This window comes from Pseudomonas hydrolytica (assembly GCF_021495345.1).
GTDB lineage: Bacteria > Pseudomonadota > Gammaproteobacteria > Pseudomonadales > Pseudomonadaceae > Aquipseudomonas > Aquipseudomonas hydrolytica.
On the sequence record NZ_CP099397.1, the window covers coordinates 412,169 to 429,761 of the forward strand.

Here is a 17,593-nt window from a genome sequence, read left to right on the forward strand (position 1 = left end):
GCTCGCGCGTCCTCCGGATTACCGACACAACAACAGGAGCTGTACGCATGAAAACATTCGGCAAGACCCTTCTCGCGTTGTCCCTGACCGCCGCCGTGGCAGGCGCTGCGCAGGCTGACAGCAAGGTGCTGCATGTCTACAACTGGAGCGACTACATCGCCGAAGACACCCTGGCCAACTTCGAGAAGGAAACCGGCATCAAGGTCGTCTATGACGTCTTCGACAGCAACGAGGTGCTGGAAGCCAAGTTGCTGGCCGGCAGCTCCGGTTACGACGTGGTGGTACCGTCCAACCCCTTCCTGGCCAAGCAGATCAAGGCGGGCGTGTTCCAGAAGCTGGACAAGTCCAAGCTGCCGAACTGGTCGAACCTCGACCAGGACCTGCTCAAGGCGCTGGATCCGAGTGACCCGGGCAACCAGTACTCGATCCCCTACATGTGGGGCACTATCGGCATCGGCTACAACGTCGACAAGGTCAAGGCCGTGCTCGGCGACGACGCGCCGGTGGATTCCTGGGATCTGGTGTTCAAGCCGGAGAACATGGAAAAGCTGAAGTCCTGCGGCGTGTCCTTCCTCGACTCGCCGACCGAAATTCTCCCGGCGGCGCTGCACTACCTGGGCTACGCCCCGGACAGCAGCAAGGCTGACGAGCTGAAGAAGGCCGAGGAACTGTTCCTCTCCATCCGTCCTTCGGTGGCCTACTTCCACAGCTCCAAGTACATCTCCGACCTGGCCAACGGCAACATCTGCGTCGCCATCGGCTACTCGGGCGACATCTATCAGAGCAAGGCGCGCGCCGAGGAAGCCAAGAACGGCGTCAACGTCGGCTACAACATTCCCAAGGAAGGCGCAGGTTCCTTCTTCGACATGCTGGCGGTGCCGGCCGATGCCAAGAACGTCGAGGCTGCCCACGTGTTCCTCAACTACCTGATGGAGCCGGCGGTGATGGCCAACATCACCAACTACGTGCAGTTCCCCAACGGCAACGCCGCGGCTACGCCGCTGGTGGATGAGGCCCTGCGCACCGACCCGGGCGTATACCCGACGCCGGAAGTGCTGAAGAAGATCTACACCTTCCCGGACCTGGCTCCGGCGGTGCAGCGCAACATGACCCGCAGCTGGACCAAGATCAAGTCCGGTCGCTAAGCAACGCAGCAACGCCGCCTGGCGGGTTCGCCCGCCAGGCTTTCTCCAGGCAAGAAGAGGAAACGTCATGCGTCGTTCTATCCTGCTGGCCGGCCTTGTCGCCGCCGCCATTGGCATGTCCGCAGCCCAGGCGGCCAATCGTGTGGTCAAGGTCTACAACTGGTCCGACTACATTGCGCCGGACACCATCGCCGAGTTCGAGAAGGAAACCGGCATCAAGGTGGTGTATGACGTTTTCGACTCCAACGAAACCCTCGATGGCAAGCTGGCCACCGGCCAGAGCGGCTACGACGTGGTGGTACCCACCAACCACTACCTGGCCAAGCAGGTGCGTGCCGGCACCTATCTGAAGCTGGACAAATCCAAGCTGCCGAACCTGGTCAATCTCGACCCGACCATCATGCAGAACCTGGCCGCGGGCGACCCCGGCAACGAATACTCGGTGCCTTATCTGTGGGGCACCAACGGCATTGGCCTGAACGCCACCAAGGCCCGTGCCGTGCTCGGCGAAGATGCCCCGCTGGATTCCTGGGCCCTGCTGTTCGAGCCGCAGTACGCCGAGAAGCTGGCGAAATGCGGCATCGCCCTGCTCGACTCGGGCGATGAAGTGCTGCCGCAGACGGTCAACTACCTGGGCCTGTCGCCGCACACCACCAAGCGCGAAGACTACGACAAAGCCTTCGAGCAGATGATGAAGGTGCGCCCGTACATCACCTACTTCCACAGCTCCAAGTTCATCTCCGACCTGGCCAACGGCGAGATCTGCGCCGCCTTCGGCTACTCCGGCGACGTGCTGCAGGCCGCCGACCGTGCCGAAGAGGCCGGCCGCAGCGACGAGATCATCTACATCATTCCCAAGGAAGGCACCGCGATGTGGGCCGACCTGCTGGCGATTCCCAAGGACGCGAAGAACGTCGATGAGGCGCATGCCTTCATCAACTACCTGCTGCGCCCGGACGTGATCGCCAAGATCAGCAATTACGTGGCCTACGCCAACCCCAACCTCAAGGCCACCGAGCTGGTCGACGAAGGCGTGCGCGAGAATCCGGGCGTGTATCCCAGCGCGGAGGTCATGGCCAAGCTCTACGTTGCCGAGGAGCGTACCCCCGAGGTGCAGCGCTGGCTGACCCGTGACTGGACGCGAATCAAGAGCGGACGCTGATCGGCGGAAGATTTTCCTATAAAGTGCCGCGCCTTTTCGGGCGGCACACCATAACGAGGATGAAACTGTGCGAGTTACCCTGCCCAAGTCTCTGATCGCCCTGGCGGCCTCCGCCGTCTGTGGTGTGGCCCTGGCCCAGCCGAAGGTGCACATCTACAACTGGAGCGACTACATCGGCGAAGAGACCCTGGCCAAGTTCGAGGCGCAAACCGGCATCAAGCCGATCTACGACGTCTTCGACTCAAACGAAACCCTCGAAGGCAAACTGCTCGCCGGTCGCAGTGGCTATGACGTGGTGGTGCCGTCCAACCATTTCCTCGGCAAGCAGATTCGTGCCGGCGCCTTCCAGCCGCTCGACCGCGCCAAGCTGCCGAACTGGGACAATCTGGACCAGGCATTGCTCAAGCAGCTGGAAACCAACGACCCCGGCAACCAGTACTCGGTGCCCTACCTGTGGGGCACCAACGGCATCGGTTACAACGTCGAGAAGATCAAGGCCGTACTGGGCGTCGAGGAGATCGACTCCTGGGCCGTGCTGTTCGAAGCCGAGAACATCAAGAAGCTCAGCCAGTGCGGCGTGGCCTTCCTCGACTCGGCCGACGAGATGATCCCGGCCATGCTCAACTACCTGGGCCTGGACCCCAACAGCACCAACCCCGACGACTACGCCAAGGCCGAAGCCAAGCTGCTGGAGGTGCGCCCCTACGTCACCTACTTCCACAGCTCCAAGTACATCGGTGATCTGGCCAACGGCAACATCTGCGTGGCAGCCGGCTTCTCCGGCGACATCCTGCAGGCCGCCGACCGTGCCGAAGAGGCCGGCAAGGGTATCGAGATCGCCTACGCCATTCCCAAGGAGGGCGCCAACCTCTGGTTCGACATGCTGGCCATTCCGGCCGACGCGGCGAACGTCGAGCAGGCTCATGCCTTCATCAATTTCCTCCTCGATCCGCAGGTGATCGCCGACGTCAGCAACTACGTCGGCTACGCCAACCCCAACACCAAGGCCGGTGAACTGATGGATCAGGACGTACGCAACGACCCGTCCGTGTACCCGCCACAAGCGGTACTGGACAAACTGTACATCTCTGCCGAATTGCCGGTGCGTGTGCAGCGTCTGATGACTCGCGCCTGGACCAAGGTCAAGTCGGGTCAGTAATCGTTCTGCCCGGCCGCAGGGGCCGGGCACAATCTTCCGGGAGTTTTCCGATAATGGCTGTCGCTTCCAGCGCCTACAAAAAAGCCCTCGAGGGAAACCAGACACCGAAAGAGGTGCTGGTCAAGATCGATCGGGTAACCAAGAAATTCGACGAGACAGTGGCAGTCGACGACGTATCGCTGACCATCAACAAGGGTGAGATCTTCGCCCTGCTCGGTGGCTCGGGATCGGGCAAATCCACGCTGCTGCGCATGCTCGCCGGCTTCGAGCGGCCCACCGAGGGACGCATCATCCTCGACGGTGTGGACATCACCGACATGCCGCCCTACCAGCGGCCGATCAACATGATGTTCCAGTCCTACGCGCTGTTCCCGCACATGACCGTGGCGCAGAACATCGCCTTCGGTCTCAAGCAGGACAAGCTGCCCCAGGCCGAGATCGACGAGCGCGTGGCCGAGATGCTCAAGCTGGTGCACATGACCCAGTACGCCAAGCGCAAGCCGCATCAACTCTCGGGCGGCCAGCGTCAGCGCGTGGCCCTGGCCCGTTCCCTGGCCAAGCGTCCCAAGCTGCTGCTGCTCGACGAGCCGATGGGCGCGCTGGACAAGAAGCTGCGCTCGCAGATGCAGCTGGAGCTGGTGGAGATCATCGAGCGCGTCGGCGTGACCTGCGTGATGGTCACCCACGACCAGGAAGAGGCCATGACCATGGCCCAGCGCATCGCCATCATGCACCTGGGCTGGATCGCCCAGACCGGCAGCCCGGTGGACATCTACGAGACGCCGACCAGCCGCCTGGTGTGCGAGTTCATCGGCAACGTCAACCTGTTCGACGGCCAGATCGTCAGCGATGAAGCCGACCACGCGATCATCGATTGCCCGCAGCTGGACAAGCCGATCTACATCGGCCATGGCGTCAGTACCCGTGCCGAGGACAAGAAGGTCAGCTACGCCCTGCGCCCGGAAAAACTGCTGATGGCCACCGCCTTGCCGGCCGACCATGAGCACCCCGAGTACAACTGGAGCCGTGGCCACGTGCACGACATCGCCTACCTCGGCGGCCATTCGGTGTACCACGTCAAGCTCAGCTCCGGGCAGATCGTGCAGTGCTTCATCGCCAACGCCGAGCGCCGCGGCAAGCGCCCGACCTGGGACGATCCGGTGGTGGTGTACTGGGAAGACGACAGCGGCGTGGTACTGCAATCATGAAACCGAGCAAACTGACGCGCTATCTGCCCAGCGGGCGGCATGCCGTTATCGGCATACCCTTCCTCTGGCTGTTCCTGTTCTTCCTGCTGCCCTTCGTCATCGTGCTGAAGATCAGCTTCGCCGAAGCCGATGTGGCGATTCCGCCCTACACGGAAATCTACCAGTGGGCGGACAACAAACTGACGCTGCTGCTGAACTTCGGCAACTACATCTTCCTCACCGAGGATGCCCTGTACGTCTCGGCCTATCTGGGCTCGCTGCAGGTCGCCTTCTTCAGCACCCTGTTGTGCCTGGTGATCGGCTACCCCATGGCCTACGCCATCGCGCGGGCGCCGAAGGAGCGCCAGACCGTACTGCTGCTGCTGATCATGATGCCGACCTGGACCGCGATCCTGATCCGCGTCTACGCCTGGATGGGCATTCTCGGCAACAACGGCCTGCTCAACAGCCTGCTGATGGGTATCGGCCTGATCGACACGCCGCTGCAGATCCTCAACACCAACACCGCGGTGTACATCGGCGTGGTCTATTCGTACCTGCCGTTCATGATCCTGCCGCTCTACGCCAACCTGGTGAAGCACGACCCGAGCCTGCTGGAGGCCGCCTCCGACCTGGGCTCGAGCAACTTCAACAACTTCTGGCGGATCACCGTGCCGCTGTCGAAGAACGGCATCATCGCCGGCTCCATGCTGGTGTTCATCCCGGTGGTGGGTGAGTTCGTCATCCCCGAACTGCTCGGCGGCCCGGAGACCCTGATGATCGGCAAGGTGCTGTGGCAGGAGTTCTTCAACAACCGCGACTGGCCGGTGGCGTCCGCTCTGGCGGTGGTGATGCTGGCGATCCTGATCGTGCCCATCATCCTGTTCAACCGTAACCAAGCGAAAGAGCTGGAGGGCCGCCCATGAAGCGTTTCAGTTTCTCCAGCATCATGCTCTGGGCGGGGCTGGTGTTCATCTACCTGCCCATGGTCATCCTGGTCATCTACTCGTTCAACGCCTCGCGGCTGGTAACGGTGTGGGGTGGCTGGTCGGTGAAGTGGTACGTCGGCCTGCTGGACAATACCCAGCTGATGAACTCGGTGATGCGCTCGCTGGAAATCGCCTGCTACACCGCCATCGCGGCGGTGGCGCTGGGCACCCTGGCGGCCTTCGTGCTGACTCGCATCACCCGCTTCAAGGGACGCACCCTGTTCGGGGGCCTGGTCACCGCACCGCTGGTGATGCCCGAGGTGATCACCGGTCTGTCGTTGCTGCTGCTGTTCGTGCTGATGGCGCAGCTGATCGGCTGGCCGGCGCAGCGTGGCATGACCACCATCTGGATCGCCCACACCACCTTCTGCTCGGCCTACGTGGCGGTGGTGGTGTCGTCGCGCCTGCGCGAGCTGGACATGTCCATCGAAGAGGCAGCCATGGACCTGGGGGCCAAGCCGTGGAAGGTGTTCTTCCTGATCACCGTGCCGATGATCGCGCCATCGCTGGCAGCCGGTGCCATGATGTCCTTCGCCCTGTCGCTGGACGATCTGGTGCTGGCCAGCTTCGTCTCCGGTCCGGGTTCGACCACCCTGCCGATGGAGATCTTCTCCGCCGTGCGTCTGGGGGTTAAGCCTGAGATCAATGCGGTGGCCAGCCTGATCCTGCTGGCGGTGTCCTTCGCCACCTTCCTCGCCTGGTTCTTCGCCCATCGTGCCGAGGAAAAGCGCAAGAAGGCCCTGCAGCAGGCCATGGACGAAACCACCAGCCCGTCCTGGCAGCAGGAGGTCGACAGCCGCCGCAGCGCCAGCAGCAACTGAGCTTCAGGCTGAAAGCAAAACGGGCCCCGCGGGGCCCGTTTTTCATGCTGTAGGGTGCGCCGTGCGCACCGAGCCCTGCGCTATTTCACCAACGCCTTCCAGGCCTTGAGGCTGTTCACGATCTGCGTCTGGGTGGCGCGCACTTGGCGCTGCTCGTCGTCCAGTTCCTGCTGAGCCAACCCGTACAGCTTGTTCAGCTCGCCATACAGGCGGTCGACCTCGGGCACCTCCAGCACGCCGCGCGCCAGGCGCAGCCAGACCAGCAGGCGCTCCAGGCGCGGCATCTGCTCGGCCAGGTCCTCCGGCTGCTGCTGGTAGCGGCGCAGCTGCAGGGCGGCGCCTTCCTCGGCGAGCAGGGTGGGCAGCCAGTTGCCCAGGGCCGCGCTGCCCTGGCGATTGCCGCGGTTGTTGCGCTCCACCGTCCAGCCGCGCTGCAGCAGCCAGAGCGACAGTTTCAGCGACAGCAGGCCCCAGCGGCAGCCATCCAGTTCGGCGGCGAACAGCGCCGGTGCGTTGCGGCGCATGCTGTCGTCGTCCTGGCCTGCGGCCAGGCGCGGCCGCCAGTCGGCCAGCAGGGCGTCGAGCTGCTCGCGCAATTCCCGCGAGCTGGCGCGTGGCGCCGCCTGACCCAGGCTGGCGAGCAGGGCACGCAGCTCGATCAGCTGCGCCAGCCAGTCCTGCAACAGGCTCCAGTGGCCATTGAAGCGGTACTGCTCGGCCAGGCGCTGGCTGGTGCCCAGCAGATGCCAGGCCAGCGCCGCGAAAGCGTCGTCCAGGCTCATCTCGGCCGTCAGTTGCGGTGCCGGCAGGCTCAGGCTGTAGCTGCCGGAATCGAACAGGCGGTAGCCGCGCTCGGCCTTGCTGATGTCGCAAGGCATCAGCGGCAGTTCGGCAGCCAGCTCGCAGGCCAGCTCCAGCAGCGCGGCGGGCTCGCCCTGGCGCAGTTCCAGTTCCAGCTCGCAAATCTCTTCTTCGCCTTCGCCGGCGATCACCTTGCCCAGGTCCAGCGCGGCCTCGATCACCACCTTGGCCTTGCCACGGCCCCAGGCGATCTCGGCTTTCTCGCGGACGAAATCGGTGGAAAACAGCGGTTGCAGGGTTTTCTTGTCGAGCTCGGCCAGGCTGGCTGGCCAGCAGCTGTCATCGAGCTTTTTCAGGTCGAGCTTGGCCTTGCTCAGGTACCAGTCCCATTCGTTGCGCTCGGACAGGCCGGCCACGCTCTGGCCGCGACTCTTGAGGGTCTGGATGAACTGTTCGCCGTCGCGGCGCAGGCGCAGCGCGACCTTGGCGCTGGCCAGGTCACGGTCGGGGGTGTCGTAGTACTGATTGAACAGCGGGGTGTGCTGCCAGCCGCTCTTGTTGCGCTTCTTCAGCAGCGGGTGCTCGCGCAGGGCGGCCAGGGTGGCACGGCTGGCGCGCAGTTTGATTTCGGTTTCTTTGACCATGGTGGAGAGCTATGACGCCTTTATGAAAATGTGACAGACCGATGACGCGCGCTGGCGATTGGCGAAGCCGGTCCCTATACTTGCGGCCTTCTCAAAACGGGGGCTTACCCTATGCCTATCAATCCCTTTGTCAGCCTGTTCGGCCGTTCACCCATCGGCCCGATGCAACAGCATATCGCCAAGGCCCACGAGTGCGCGGCGAACCTGGTGCCCTTCTTCGAGGCCGTGATGGCCGAGGACTGGGCCACGGTGGAACAGGTGCAACAGGAGATGTCCCGGCTGGAGCATGAGGCCGACAAGCTGAAGAAAAGCGTGCGCCTGCACCTGCCCAAGAGCCTGTTCCTGCCGGTGCCGCGTTCGGATCTGCTGGAGCTGCTCAGTGTACAGGACAAAGTCGCCAACCGTGCCAAGGACATCGCCGGGCTGATGCTCGGCCGTCAGATGGCCATTCCGCAGGCCCTGCAGCCGCTGATGCGCACCTACGTGCAGCGCAGCGTTGACGCCAGCGCCCAGGCGCTGAAGGCGATGAACGAATTGGACGAGCTGCTCGAGACCGGTTTCGCCGGCCGTGAAGCGGTGCTGGTGGAAACCCTGATCGAGGAGCTCGGTTCGATCGAAAACGATACCGACCGCCTGCAAATCGAGGTGCGCCGCAACCTGTTCAAGCTGGAGAAGGACCTTCCCCCGGTCGATGTGATGTTCCTCTATCAGATCATCGACTGGGTCGGCGATGTCGCCGACCGTGCCCAACGAGTGGGCAACCGACTGGAACAACTGCTGGCGCGCTAAGCGCCAGTGTCCTTTCTGGGATCTACGGAAACTAATTTATGTCTCTGATTGCGGACTACGGGCTGGTTCTGCTCGTGCTTGCCTGCCTTTTCGGTTTTTTCATGGCCTGGGGTGTTGGAGCCAACGATGTCGCCAATGCCATGGGTACATCCGTTGGCTCGCGCGCACTGACCATCAAGCAGGCGATCATCATCGCCATGGTCTTCGAATTCGCCGGTGCCTATCTGGCCGGTGGTGAGGTAACCGAAACCATCAAGAACGGCATCGTCGATGCCAACTTGATCAGCCCTAACCTCATGGTGCTGGGCATGATGTCGGCATTGCTGGCTGCCGGCACCTGGCTGCTGGTCGCCTCGACCCGTGGCTGGCCGGTATCGACCACGCACACCATCGTCGGTGCCGTGATCGGCTTCGCTGCGGTCGGCGTGTCGATGGATGCGGTGCACTGGGGCGGCGTCGGCCCCATCGTCGCCAGTTGGGTGGTTACGCCGCTGCTGGCCGGGATCATCTCCTTCTGCCTGTTCGTCAGCGTGCAGAAACTGATCATCGACACCGACAACCCCTTCCTGAACGCCAAGCGCTACGTGCCGCTGTACATGTTCATCACCGGTTTCGTGATCTCGCTGATGACCTTGACCAAGGGCCTCAAGCATGTTGGTCTGAATCTTTCCAGCACCGAAGGTTTCCTGCTTTCGGTCGCTATCGGTGTGCTGGTCATGCTCATCGGCATTGCGATGCTCAGCCGCATCCATGTCGATGTCGAGGCTGACAAGGCCTTCCATTTCTCCAGCGTGGAGAAGGTGTTCGCCATCCTGATGATCTTCACCGCCTGCTCCATGGCCTTCGCACACGGCTCCAACGATGTGGCCAACGCCGTTGGCCCGCTGGCGGCCATCGTCGGCGTGATCCAGAGCGGTGGTGAGCTGGCCGCTGGCGCGAAGTCGCTGGTGCCGGGCTGGATCCTGCTGCTGGGGGCGCTGGGCATCGTGGTCGGTCTGGCCACCTACGGCTACAAGGTGATCGCCACCATCGGCAAGGAAATCACCGAGCTGACCCCCAGCCGTGGTTTCGCCGCCGAGCTGGCCGCCGCCACCACCGTGGTCAGCGCCTCGGGCCTGGGCCTGCCGGTTTCCACCACCCATACGCTGGTCGGCGCCATTCTCGGCGTTGGTCTGGCACGTGGCATTGGTGCCCTGAACCTGGGCATGATCGGCAAGATCTTCCTGTCCTGGATCATTACCCTGCCCGCCGGTGCGATCCTGTCGATCATCTTCTTCTTCATTCTGCGCGCACTGTTCGGCGGAGTCTGATTCCGCCTGGCGGTTTCCCCTGAGGTTGGATGCTCCTATGATGGGGCTCCGACCCAGGAGATCGCCGATGCCCTTGCCGTCCTTCCGAGAGCAGTTCGCCGCGCTGATCGCAGCGCCCTCGGTGAGCTGCACCCAGCCCGGCTGGGATCAGAGCAACGCGCCTGTCATCGAGCTGCTCGCCGCCTGGCTCGGCGACCTGGGCTTCGCCTGCGAAACCCAGCAGATCGCCCCCGGCAAATTCAATCTGCTCGCCAGCTACGGCTCCGGCCCCGGCGGCCTGGTGCTGGCCGGGCACAGCGATACCGTGCCGTTCGACGCCGCCCTGTGGCAGAGCGACCCGCTCAAGCTGACCGAAGTGGGCGACCGCTGGGTGGGCCTGGGCAGCTGCGACATGAAGGGCTTCTTCGCCCTGGCCATCGAGGCCGTGCGGCCCTTGCTCGATCAACCCTTCCAGCAACCTTTGCTGATTCTCGCCACCTGCGACGAAGAAAGCTCCATGGCCGGTGCCCGCGCCCTGGCCGATGCCGGTCGGCCACTGGGCCGTGCGGCGGTGATCGGTGAGCCGACCGGCCTCAAGCCCATCCGCCTGCACAAGGGTGTGATGATGGAGCGCATCGATATCCTCGGGCGCAGTGGTCACAGCTCCGACCCGAGTCTTGGGCATAGCGCGCTGGAGGCCATGCAGGACGTGATGGGCGAGCTGCGCGGCCTGCGTGCGCAGTGGCAGCGCGAATTCAACAACCCGCAATTCGGCGTGCCGCAACCGACGCTGAACCTCGGCTGCATCCACGGCGGCGACAACCCCAACCGCATCTGCGGGCAGTGCGCGCTGGAGTTCGACCTGCGCCCGTTGCCGGGCATGGATCCGGAACAGCTGCGCGCGGCGATTCGCGGCAAGCTGCAGCCGCTGGCGCTCAAGCATCAGGTGCGCATCGACTATGGCCCGCTGTTCCCCGAAGTGCCGCCGTTCGAGCAGCGCGCCGATGCCGAACTGGTGCGGCTGGCCGAGCGGCTGACCGGGCATGCGGCGCAGGCGGTGGCATTCGGCACCGAAGCGCCTTATCTTCAGCGCCTTGGCTGCGAGACCCTGGTGCTCGGCCCGGGTGACATCGACTGCGCGCATCAGCCCGGGGAACACCTGGAGCTGGCCCGCATCGAACCTACGGTGGCGTTGCTGCGCCAACTGATCCAACACTACTGCCTGACACGGAGCGAAGACGTGCAGCGACGATGAGACCGACCTTCTGACCGAACATGACGGCCCTGCCGGCCTACGTCTCTAGTTAATGGATTGCTCATGCACGACTACGTCACCTGGTTACGCCACGCTTCGCCCTATATCAATGCCCACCGCGACCGCACCTTCGTGGTCATGCTGCCTGGTGAGGGCATCGCCCATCCGAACTTCGCCAATATCGTCCACGACCTGGTGCTGCTGCACAGCCTCGGCGTGCGCCTGGTACTGGTGCATGGCTCGCGCCCGCAGATCGAGGCGCGCCTGGCCGCGCGTGGCCTGACGCCGCATTTTCACCGCGACCTGCGCATCACCGACGCGCCGACCCTGGAGTGCGTGATCGATGCCGTCGGTCAGCTGCGCATCGCCATCGAGGCGCGCCTGTCGATGGACATGGCCGCCTCGCCGATGCAGGGCTCGCGTCTGCGCCTGACCAGCGGCAACTTCGTCACCGCCAGGCCAATCGGCGTGCTCGACGGCGTCGACTACCATCACACCGGCGAGGTGCGGCGCATCGACCGCAAGGGCATCAATCGCCAGCTCGACGAGCGCAGCATCGTGCTGCTGTCGCCATTGGGCTATTCGCCTACCGGAGAAATCTTCAACCTGGCCTGCGAGGACGTCGCCACCCGCGCCGCCATCGACCTGGGCGCCGACAAGCTGCTGCTGTTCGGTGCCGAGGACGGTCTGCTCGACGAGCACGGCCAACTGGTGCGCGAGTTGCGCCCGCAGCAGGTGCCGGCGCACCTGGCGCGTCTGGGCAGCAACTACCAGGGCGAACTGCTCGACTCCGCTGCTCAGGCCTGCCGGGGCGGCGTGGGGCGCAGTCATATCGTCAGCTACGCCACCGATGGTGCGCTGCTGAGCGAGCTGTTCACCCGCACCGGCAACGGCACCCTGGTGGCCCAGGAGCAGTTCGAGTCGCTGCGCGAGGCAACCATCGAGGATGTCGGTGGCCTGATCGAGCTGATCAGCCCGCTGGAAGAACAGGGCATTCTGGTGCGTCGTTCGCGCGAGGTGCTGGAGCGCGAGATCGAGCAGTTCAGCATCGTCGAGCGCGAAGGGCTGATCATCGCCTGCGCGGCGCTCTATCCCATCGCCGACTCGGACTGCGGCGAACTCGCCTGTCTGGCGGTCAACCCCGACTACCGCCACGGCGGTCGCGGCGACGAACTGCTGGCGCGGATCGAGGCGCGGGCGCGGGCGCAAGGGCTCAAGACCCTGTTCGTGCTCACCACCCGTACCGCCCACTGGTTCCGCGAACGCGGCTTCGAGCCGAGCAGCGTCGAGCGCATGCCGGCGGCGCGCGCCTCGCTGTACAACTACCAGCGCAACTCCAAGGTGTTCGAAAAGGCTCTGTAGGGTGCGCTGCGCGCGCCGCATCAGGACGGAAAAGCCCCGGCTTGCATCGGGGCTACGGGCTTGTCAGGGGTAAGGGGGGAGCGCGCTGCGTCGATCCGCCGGTGGATGGGCGTGAAAGGCGGCATCCACCTCAGGCGCTGTGCTGCTGCAGGCGCATCTGCTCGAAGCCGTCGTCCCAGCCGGCCTCCCAGGCGGCGGCGGGGATTTCCTCGGGGTAGGGTTGGCGGTCTCTGGCCTGGCCCGTGAGGCCGGCCATATAGCCTTGCTGGTAGGCCTTGGTCAGGCTCTCCAGGCTCCATTGCGGCGTGGCGTCTTCGGCCATGGGCGCTGCTCGTCTTCCGTTCTTTACATTCGCCATGCTAGCCGCTCGGTCGGTGGCGAGTATGGCCGCCCATCCCGGCTTTTGCTCCGCTGGTTGGCTTTGTGACGCAGTCGGCGCTTTTCGGCGCCTTGGCTTACGAGTACGTAGCGCCGTGCGCCGGGCTGAAACGGAACGCCGCCCGGCGCGTCCGGCAGACGGGAGATCTACACGGCCAACGCCAGGATGCTGGCCTGATAGGCCGCGACGAAGGCGTCGAAGTCGCCCTTGGGCTGCGCTTCCAGCTCCGCCTGCTCGGCCAGCGAGTCGTGAGCGGCCTGCTCGAAGGCTTGCTGCTGCTCGGCGCTGAGCGGCTCGGCGCGGAAGTATTCGGCATGGCGCAGGCTCTGCTGCAGGGCGAACTCGGTAAAGCTCTGGCCCTGACGCAGAATCGCCAGCACCTGGGCCGACGGCGTCATCTCGACATCCGCCACCTTGGCCTGCTGCTGCGCCAGCGCCTCGATATGGGCGTTGCCGCCCTGGCTGCGGTCGAGCAGTTCGCACAGCGGGTGGATGCGCTCGAGCAGTTCGCTGGCCCAGGTCTTGAGCTCGATGGAGCGGCCGTCACGCTGCAGGTGCAGGCCAGGGCGTCGGCCCTCCTTGACCACCTTGAGGAAGTTGCTGGTGCAGGCGCCGCATTCACCGCTTTCCAGCAGCGGGCTGTCTTCCAGTGCGCAGAACAGCAGGAAGGCGTCGATGAAGCGCGCCTGGGGCAGATCGATGCCCAGCGGCAGGAAGGGGTTGATGTCCAGGCAGCGCACTTCCACGTACTGCACGCCACGGCTGGTCAGCGCCTGGATCGGGCGTTCGCCGCTGTAGGTGACGCGTTTCGGGCGGATGCTCGAGTAGTACTCGTTCTCGATCTGCAGGATGTTGGTATTGAGCTGCAGCCACTCGTCGCCGCGCTTGGTGCCGGCTTCGACATAGGCCGGGTAGGGCGTGCCGACCGCCAGGCGCAGGCTGTCGGTGTAGCTGGCCAGGTCGTTGTAGCAGGGGGTCAGGCCGGACTGCGCGCTGCTCTGGTAGCCCAGGTCGCTCATGCGCAGGCTGGTGGCATAGGGCAGGTACAGGGTACTGGCGTCCAGCTCCTGCAACTGGTGCGGACGGCCGCGCATGAAGCCCTTGTCCAGGGCCGGCGAGGCGCCGAACAGGTACATCAGCAGCCAGCTGTAGCGACGGAAGTTGCGGATCAGCGCGATATAGCGCGCCGACTGGTAGTCACGCGTGCTCTGTGCGTTGCCCTCGCTGCGCTGCTGCAACTGCCACAGGGCCTCGGGCAGGGAAAAGTTGTAATGGATGCCGGCGATGCACTGCATGGTCTTGCCGTAACGCAGCGCCAGGCCCTTGCGGTACACATACTTCAGGCGGCCGATATTGGAGCTGCCGTAGCGGGCGATGGGAATCGTCTCCTCGTCCGGCAGGGCGCAGGGCATCGACGGGCTCCACAGCAATTCGCCGCCCAGCTTGTCATAGGCGAAGCGATGGATGCTCTCGAGCTCGGCCAGAGTGGCGGCTGGATCGGTGGCGGTGCCGGTGATGAACTCCAGCAGCGACTCGGAATAGTCGGTGGTGATCTGCGCATGGGTCAGCGCGGAGCCCAGGGCTTGCGGGTGCGGGGTCAGGGCCAGCTGGCCATCGTGGTCGACGCGCAGGCATTCGCGCTCGATACCGTGCAGACACTCGCCCAGCAGGGACAGGTTGGCCAGCTCGCCGAGCTGAGCCAGGCGGCGGGAGAGAAGATCGCTCAAGATGCAATTCCTAACTGGGCAGTCGCCACAATATGGGGATCGCCCCCGCACTCTGCAAGGGGGCGACGATGTCCCCACATTAGACGACGTCGCTCCCGGTCGATTACACGCAGGCGAAGGTGCCTTGTGCCTTGGCGACCAGCTTGTCGCCCTGCAGCACTTCCGCTTCCACCACCTGGGTGCGGCGCCCGGCGTGCAGCACCTTGGCGTGGCACAGCACGCTGCCCTCGGAAACGGGGCGGATGTAGTTGATCTTGCACTCCAGGGTCACGCTGCTCGGGCCGCCATCGCCCAGGCTGTGGCTGGCCTGGCCCATGGCGGTGTCGATCAGCGAGAACAGCGCGCCGCCATGCAGCTTGCCGTGCAGGTTGCGCAGCTCGTCGGTCAGCGCCAGGCGCACGCGCGCCTCGCCGCCGCCGACCTGGAGAATCTCCAGCCCGAGCAGGCGGGAGAAGGCGCTGCTCGCGCCCACCTCCTGTGCGCTGCTCATCGCTTGAGCTGCTTGGCGTTGGCGAACAGCGCGGCCATGCCCCCGGTGGCCGGTGCCGGCTTGTCCTGGCTGGAATGGCGCTCGCTGCGCGGCGTGTTGCCGCCACGGTTGCCGCCGCGCGCACCACCGCGTGCACCCTCTACCTTCTCGCCCGGGGTGTCGCCCATGCGCATGGACAGGGCGATGCGGTTACGCGGGATGTCCACTTCCATCACCTTGACCTTGACCACGTCGCCGGCCTTGACCGCCTCGTGCGGGTCCTTGATGAACTTCTCCGACAGCGCGCTGATGTGCACCAGGCCGTCCTGGTGCACGCCGATGTCGACGAAGGCACCGAAGTTGGTGACGTTGGTGACCACGCCTTCGAGCACCATGCCCAGCTTGAGGTCATTGAGGGTTTCCACGCCCTCCTGGAACTCGGCGGTCTTGAATTCCGGGCGCGGGTCGCGGCCGGGCTTGTCCAGTTCCTTGAGGATGTCGCCGACGGTGAGCAGGCCGAAGCGCTCGTCGGTGAACTTGGCCGGGTCGAGGCGCTTGAGGAAGGCCGAGTCGCCGATCAGCGAGCGGATATCGCGGCCGGTGTCCTGGGCGATGCGCTCGACCAGCGGGTAGGTTTCCGGATGCACCGCCGAGGCGTCTAGCGGGTTGTCGCCGTTCATCACACGGAGGAAGCCGGCGGCCTGCTCGAAGGTCTTCTCGCCCAGACGCGGCACCTTCTTCAGCTCGGCGCGCGAGGCGAAGGCGCCGTTGGCGTCGCGGTACTGCACGATGTTCTGCGCCAGGGTGGCGTTGAGGCCGGAAATGCGCGCCAGCAGGGCGGCGGAGGCGGTGTTCACATCGACGCCGACGGCGTTCACGCAATCCTCGACCACGGCGTCCAGGCTGCGCGCCAGCTTGAGCTGGGAGACGTCGTGCTGGTACTGGCCGACGCCGATGGATTTCGGGTCGATCTTCACCAGCTCGGCCAGGGGATCCTGCAGGCGGCGGGCGATGCTCACTGCGCCGCGCAGCGACACGTCGAGATCGGGGAACTCGCGGGCGGCCAGTTCCGAGGCCGAATACACCGAGGCGCCGGCTTCGGAGACCATCACCTTGGTCAGCTTCAGGCCCGGCACCTTCTTGATCAGCTCGGCGGCCAGCTTGTCGGTCTCGCGGCTGGCGGTGCCGTTGCCGATGGAAATCAGGTCGACGCCGTGCTTGGCGCACAGCTTGGCGAGGATCGCCAGGGTGCCGTCCCAGTCGTTGCGCGGGGCGTGCGGGTAGACGGTGGCGGTGTCCAGCACCTTGCCGGTGGCATCGACCACCGCCACCTTGCAGCCGGTGCGCAGGCCCGGGTCCAGCGCCAGGGTGGCGCGCGGGCCAGCCGGCGCGGCCAGCAGCAGGTCGTGCAGGTTGCGGGCGAACACGGCAATCGCCTCGTCCTCGGCCTTCTCGCGCAGCTCGCCGAGCAGGTCGGTTTCCAGGTGGTTGTACAGCTTGACCTTCCAGGTCCAGCGCACCACCTCGGCCAGCCACTTGTCGGCGGCGCGGCCCTGGTTCTGCAGGCCGAAGCGCTCGCCGATCATCAGCTCGCAGGGGTGCAGGGCGCCGGGCAGCTCTTCGCCGACCTTGAGGCTGGCGCTGAGAATGCCTTCGTTGCGGCCGCGGAAGATCGCCAGCGCGCGGTGCGACGGCACGCCCTTGAGCGGCTCGTCGTGCTCGAAGTAGTCGCTGAACTTGGCGCCCTCGTTCTCCTTGCCCGGCACCAGGCGGGCGCTGAGGGTGGCGTTGTCCTTGAGGAAGCTGCGCAGCTTGTCCAGCAGGCTCGCGTCTTCGGCGAAGCGCTCCATGAGGATGTACTTGGCGCCTTCGAGCACGGCCTTCACATCGGCGAAGCCTTTCTCGGCATCGATGAAGCGCTCGGCTTCCTGCTCCGGGGTCAGGCTCGGATCGTTGAACAGCGCATCGGCCAGCTCGCCGAGGCCGGCTTCCAGGGCGATCTGGCCCTTGGTGCGGCGCTTCTGCTTGTACGGCAGATACAGGTCTTCGAGGCGCGTCTTGGTGTCGGCCAGGTCGATCTCGCGCTTGAGTTCGGGGGTCAGCTTGCCCTGTTCCTCGATGCTGGCGAGGATCGCCACGCGGCGCTCGTCCAGCTCGCGCAGGTAGCGCAGGCGCTCTTCCAGATGGCGCAGCTGGGTGTCGTCGAGGCTGCCGGTCACTTCTTTGCGGTAACGGGCGATGAAGGGCACGGTGGAGCCTTCATCGAGCAGGGCCACGGCGGCGGCGACCTGTTGCGGGCGCACGCCCAGCTCTTCGGCGATGCGGTTGTTGATGCTGTCCATAGATAAAGCTACCCACACTGGAACGACTAGGGTGGCCGCAGGGATGCAGGCCAGATACGAAAGCGGCGCATTA

General features: G+C 64.9%; 15 protein-coding genes. 10 read left to right on the plus strand and 5 right to left on the minus strand.

The window, feature by feature from the left end; translation table 11 throughout:
• Window positions 1-47 precede the first annotated feature (47 nt).
• From L1F06_RS02015 to L1F06_RS02040, 6 genes are all read left to right on the plus strand, one after another.
• Window positions 48-1,145, plus strand: coding sequence for a polyamine ABC transporter substrate-binding protein (locus L1F06_RS02015; RefSeq protein ID WP_004373252.1), 1,098 nt, complete (start codon window positions 48-50; stop codon window positions 1,143-1,145).
• A gap of 67 nt (window positions 1,146-1,212) precedes the next feature.
• Window positions 1,213-2,307: a polyamine ABC transporter substrate-binding protein gene (locus L1F06_RS02020; RefSeq protein WP_004373251.1), complete on the plus strand. Its 1,095-nt coding sequence runs from the start codon at window positions 1,213-1,215 to the stop codon at window positions 2,305-2,307.
• Between the two features lie 67 nt (window positions 2,308-2,374).
• Window positions 2,375-3,466, plus strand: coding sequence for a polyamine ABC transporter substrate-binding protein (locus tag L1F06_RS02025; protein WP_011920614.1), 1,092 nt, complete (start codon window positions 2,375-2,377; stop codon window positions 3,464-3,466).
• A gap of 53 nt (window positions 3,467-3,519) precedes the next feature.
• Complete coding sequence (gene potA / locus L1F06_RS02030; protein ID WP_004373247.1) at window positions 3,520-4,674, plus strand: polyamine ABC transporter ATP-binding protein; 1,155 nt, start codon at window positions 3,520-3,522, stop codon at window positions 4,672-4,674.
• Window positions 4,671-5,579 (plus strand): ABC transporter permease subunit, encoded by a 909-nt coding sequence (locus L1F06_RS02035; RefSeq protein ID WP_435301309.1) that lies wholly within the window; start codon window positions 4,671-4,673, stop codon window positions 5,577-5,579. Before potA ends, L1F06_RS02035 begins: the two co-directional genes overlap by 4 nt.
• Window positions 5,576-6,463, plus strand: coding sequence for an ABC transporter permease subunit (locus L1F06_RS02040; RefSeq protein WP_129481981.1), 888 nt, complete (start codon window positions 5,576-5,578; stop codon window positions 6,461-6,463). Before L1F06_RS02035 ends, L1F06_RS02040 begins: the two co-directional genes overlap by 4 nt.
• Window positions 6,464-6,543: 80 nt before the next feature.
• Here the strand turns inward: L1F06_RS02040 and L1F06_RS02045 are convergent, their stop codons facing one another.
• Window positions 6,544-7,908 (minus strand): CYTH domain-containing protein, encoded by a 1,365-nt coding sequence (locus L1F06_RS02045; protein ID WP_129481980.1) that lies wholly within the window; start codon window positions 7,906-7,908, stop codon window positions 6,544-6,546.
• Between the two features lie 111 nt (window positions 7,909-8,019).
• Between L1F06_RS02045 and L1F06_RS02050 the strand changes: the two genes are divergently transcribed.
• From L1F06_RS02050 to argA, 4 genes are all read left to right on the plus strand, one after another.
• Window positions 8,020-8,697 carry a TIGR00153 family protein gene (locus tag L1F06_RS02050; protein WP_004373240.1) on the plus strand — a complete coding sequence of 226 codons (678 nt, stop codon included), beginning with the start codon at window positions 8,020-8,022 and terminating at the stop codon, window positions 8,695-8,697.
• A gap of 38 nt (window positions 8,698-8,735) precedes the next feature.
• A complete protein-coding gene (locus L1F06_RS02055) occupies window positions 8,736-10,007 on the plus strand; it encodes an inorganic phosphate transporter (protein ID WP_004373238.1) in 1,272 nt (423 codons plus the stop codon).
• A 67-nt stretch (window positions 10,008-10,074) separates the two neighbouring features.
• Window positions 10,075-11,241, plus strand: a complete 1,167-nt coding sequence (gene argE / locus L1F06_RS02060; RefSeq protein ID WP_145972586.1) for an acetylornithine deacetylase — start codon at window positions 10,075-10,077, stop codon at window positions 11,239-11,241.
• Window positions 11,242-11,304: 63 nt separating this feature from the next.
• A complete protein-coding gene (gene argA / locus L1F06_RS02065; RefSeq protein ID WP_129481978.1) occupies window positions 11,305-12,603 on the plus strand; it encodes an amino-acid N-acetyltransferase in 1,299 nt (432 codons plus the stop codon).
• A gap of 130 nt (window positions 12,604-12,733) precedes the next feature.
• Here argA and rmf read toward each other — a convergent pair whose 3' ends face one another.
• From rmf to L1F06_RS02085, 4 genes are all read right to left on the minus strand, one after another.
• Complete coding sequence (gene rmf / locus L1F06_RS02070; RefSeq protein WP_004373233.1) at window positions 12,734-12,925, minus strand: ribosome modulation factor; 192 nt, start codon at window positions 12,923-12,925, stop codon at window positions 12,734-12,736.
• Window positions 12,926-13,128: 203 nt separating this feature from the next.
• Window positions 13,129-14,709 (minus strand): glutamate--cysteine ligase, encoded by a 1,581-nt coding sequence (gene gshA, locus L1F06_RS02075; RefSeq protein WP_129481977.1) that lies wholly within the window; start codon window positions 14,707-14,709, stop codon window positions 13,129-13,131.
• A gap of 103 nt (window positions 14,710-14,812) precedes the next feature.
• Window positions 14,813-15,199, minus strand: coding sequence for a PaaI family thioesterase (locus L1F06_RS02080; RefSeq protein WP_004373229.1), 387 nt, complete (start codon window positions 15,197-15,199; stop codon window positions 14,813-14,815).
• Window positions 15,196-17,520, minus strand: coding sequence for a Tex family protein (locus L1F06_RS02085; RefSeq protein WP_129481976.1), 2,325 nt, complete (start codon window positions 17,518-17,520; stop codon window positions 15,196-15,198). Before L1F06_RS02085 ends, L1F06_RS02080 begins: the two co-directional genes overlap by 4 nt.
• Window positions 17,521-17,593 lie beyond the last annotated feature (73 nt).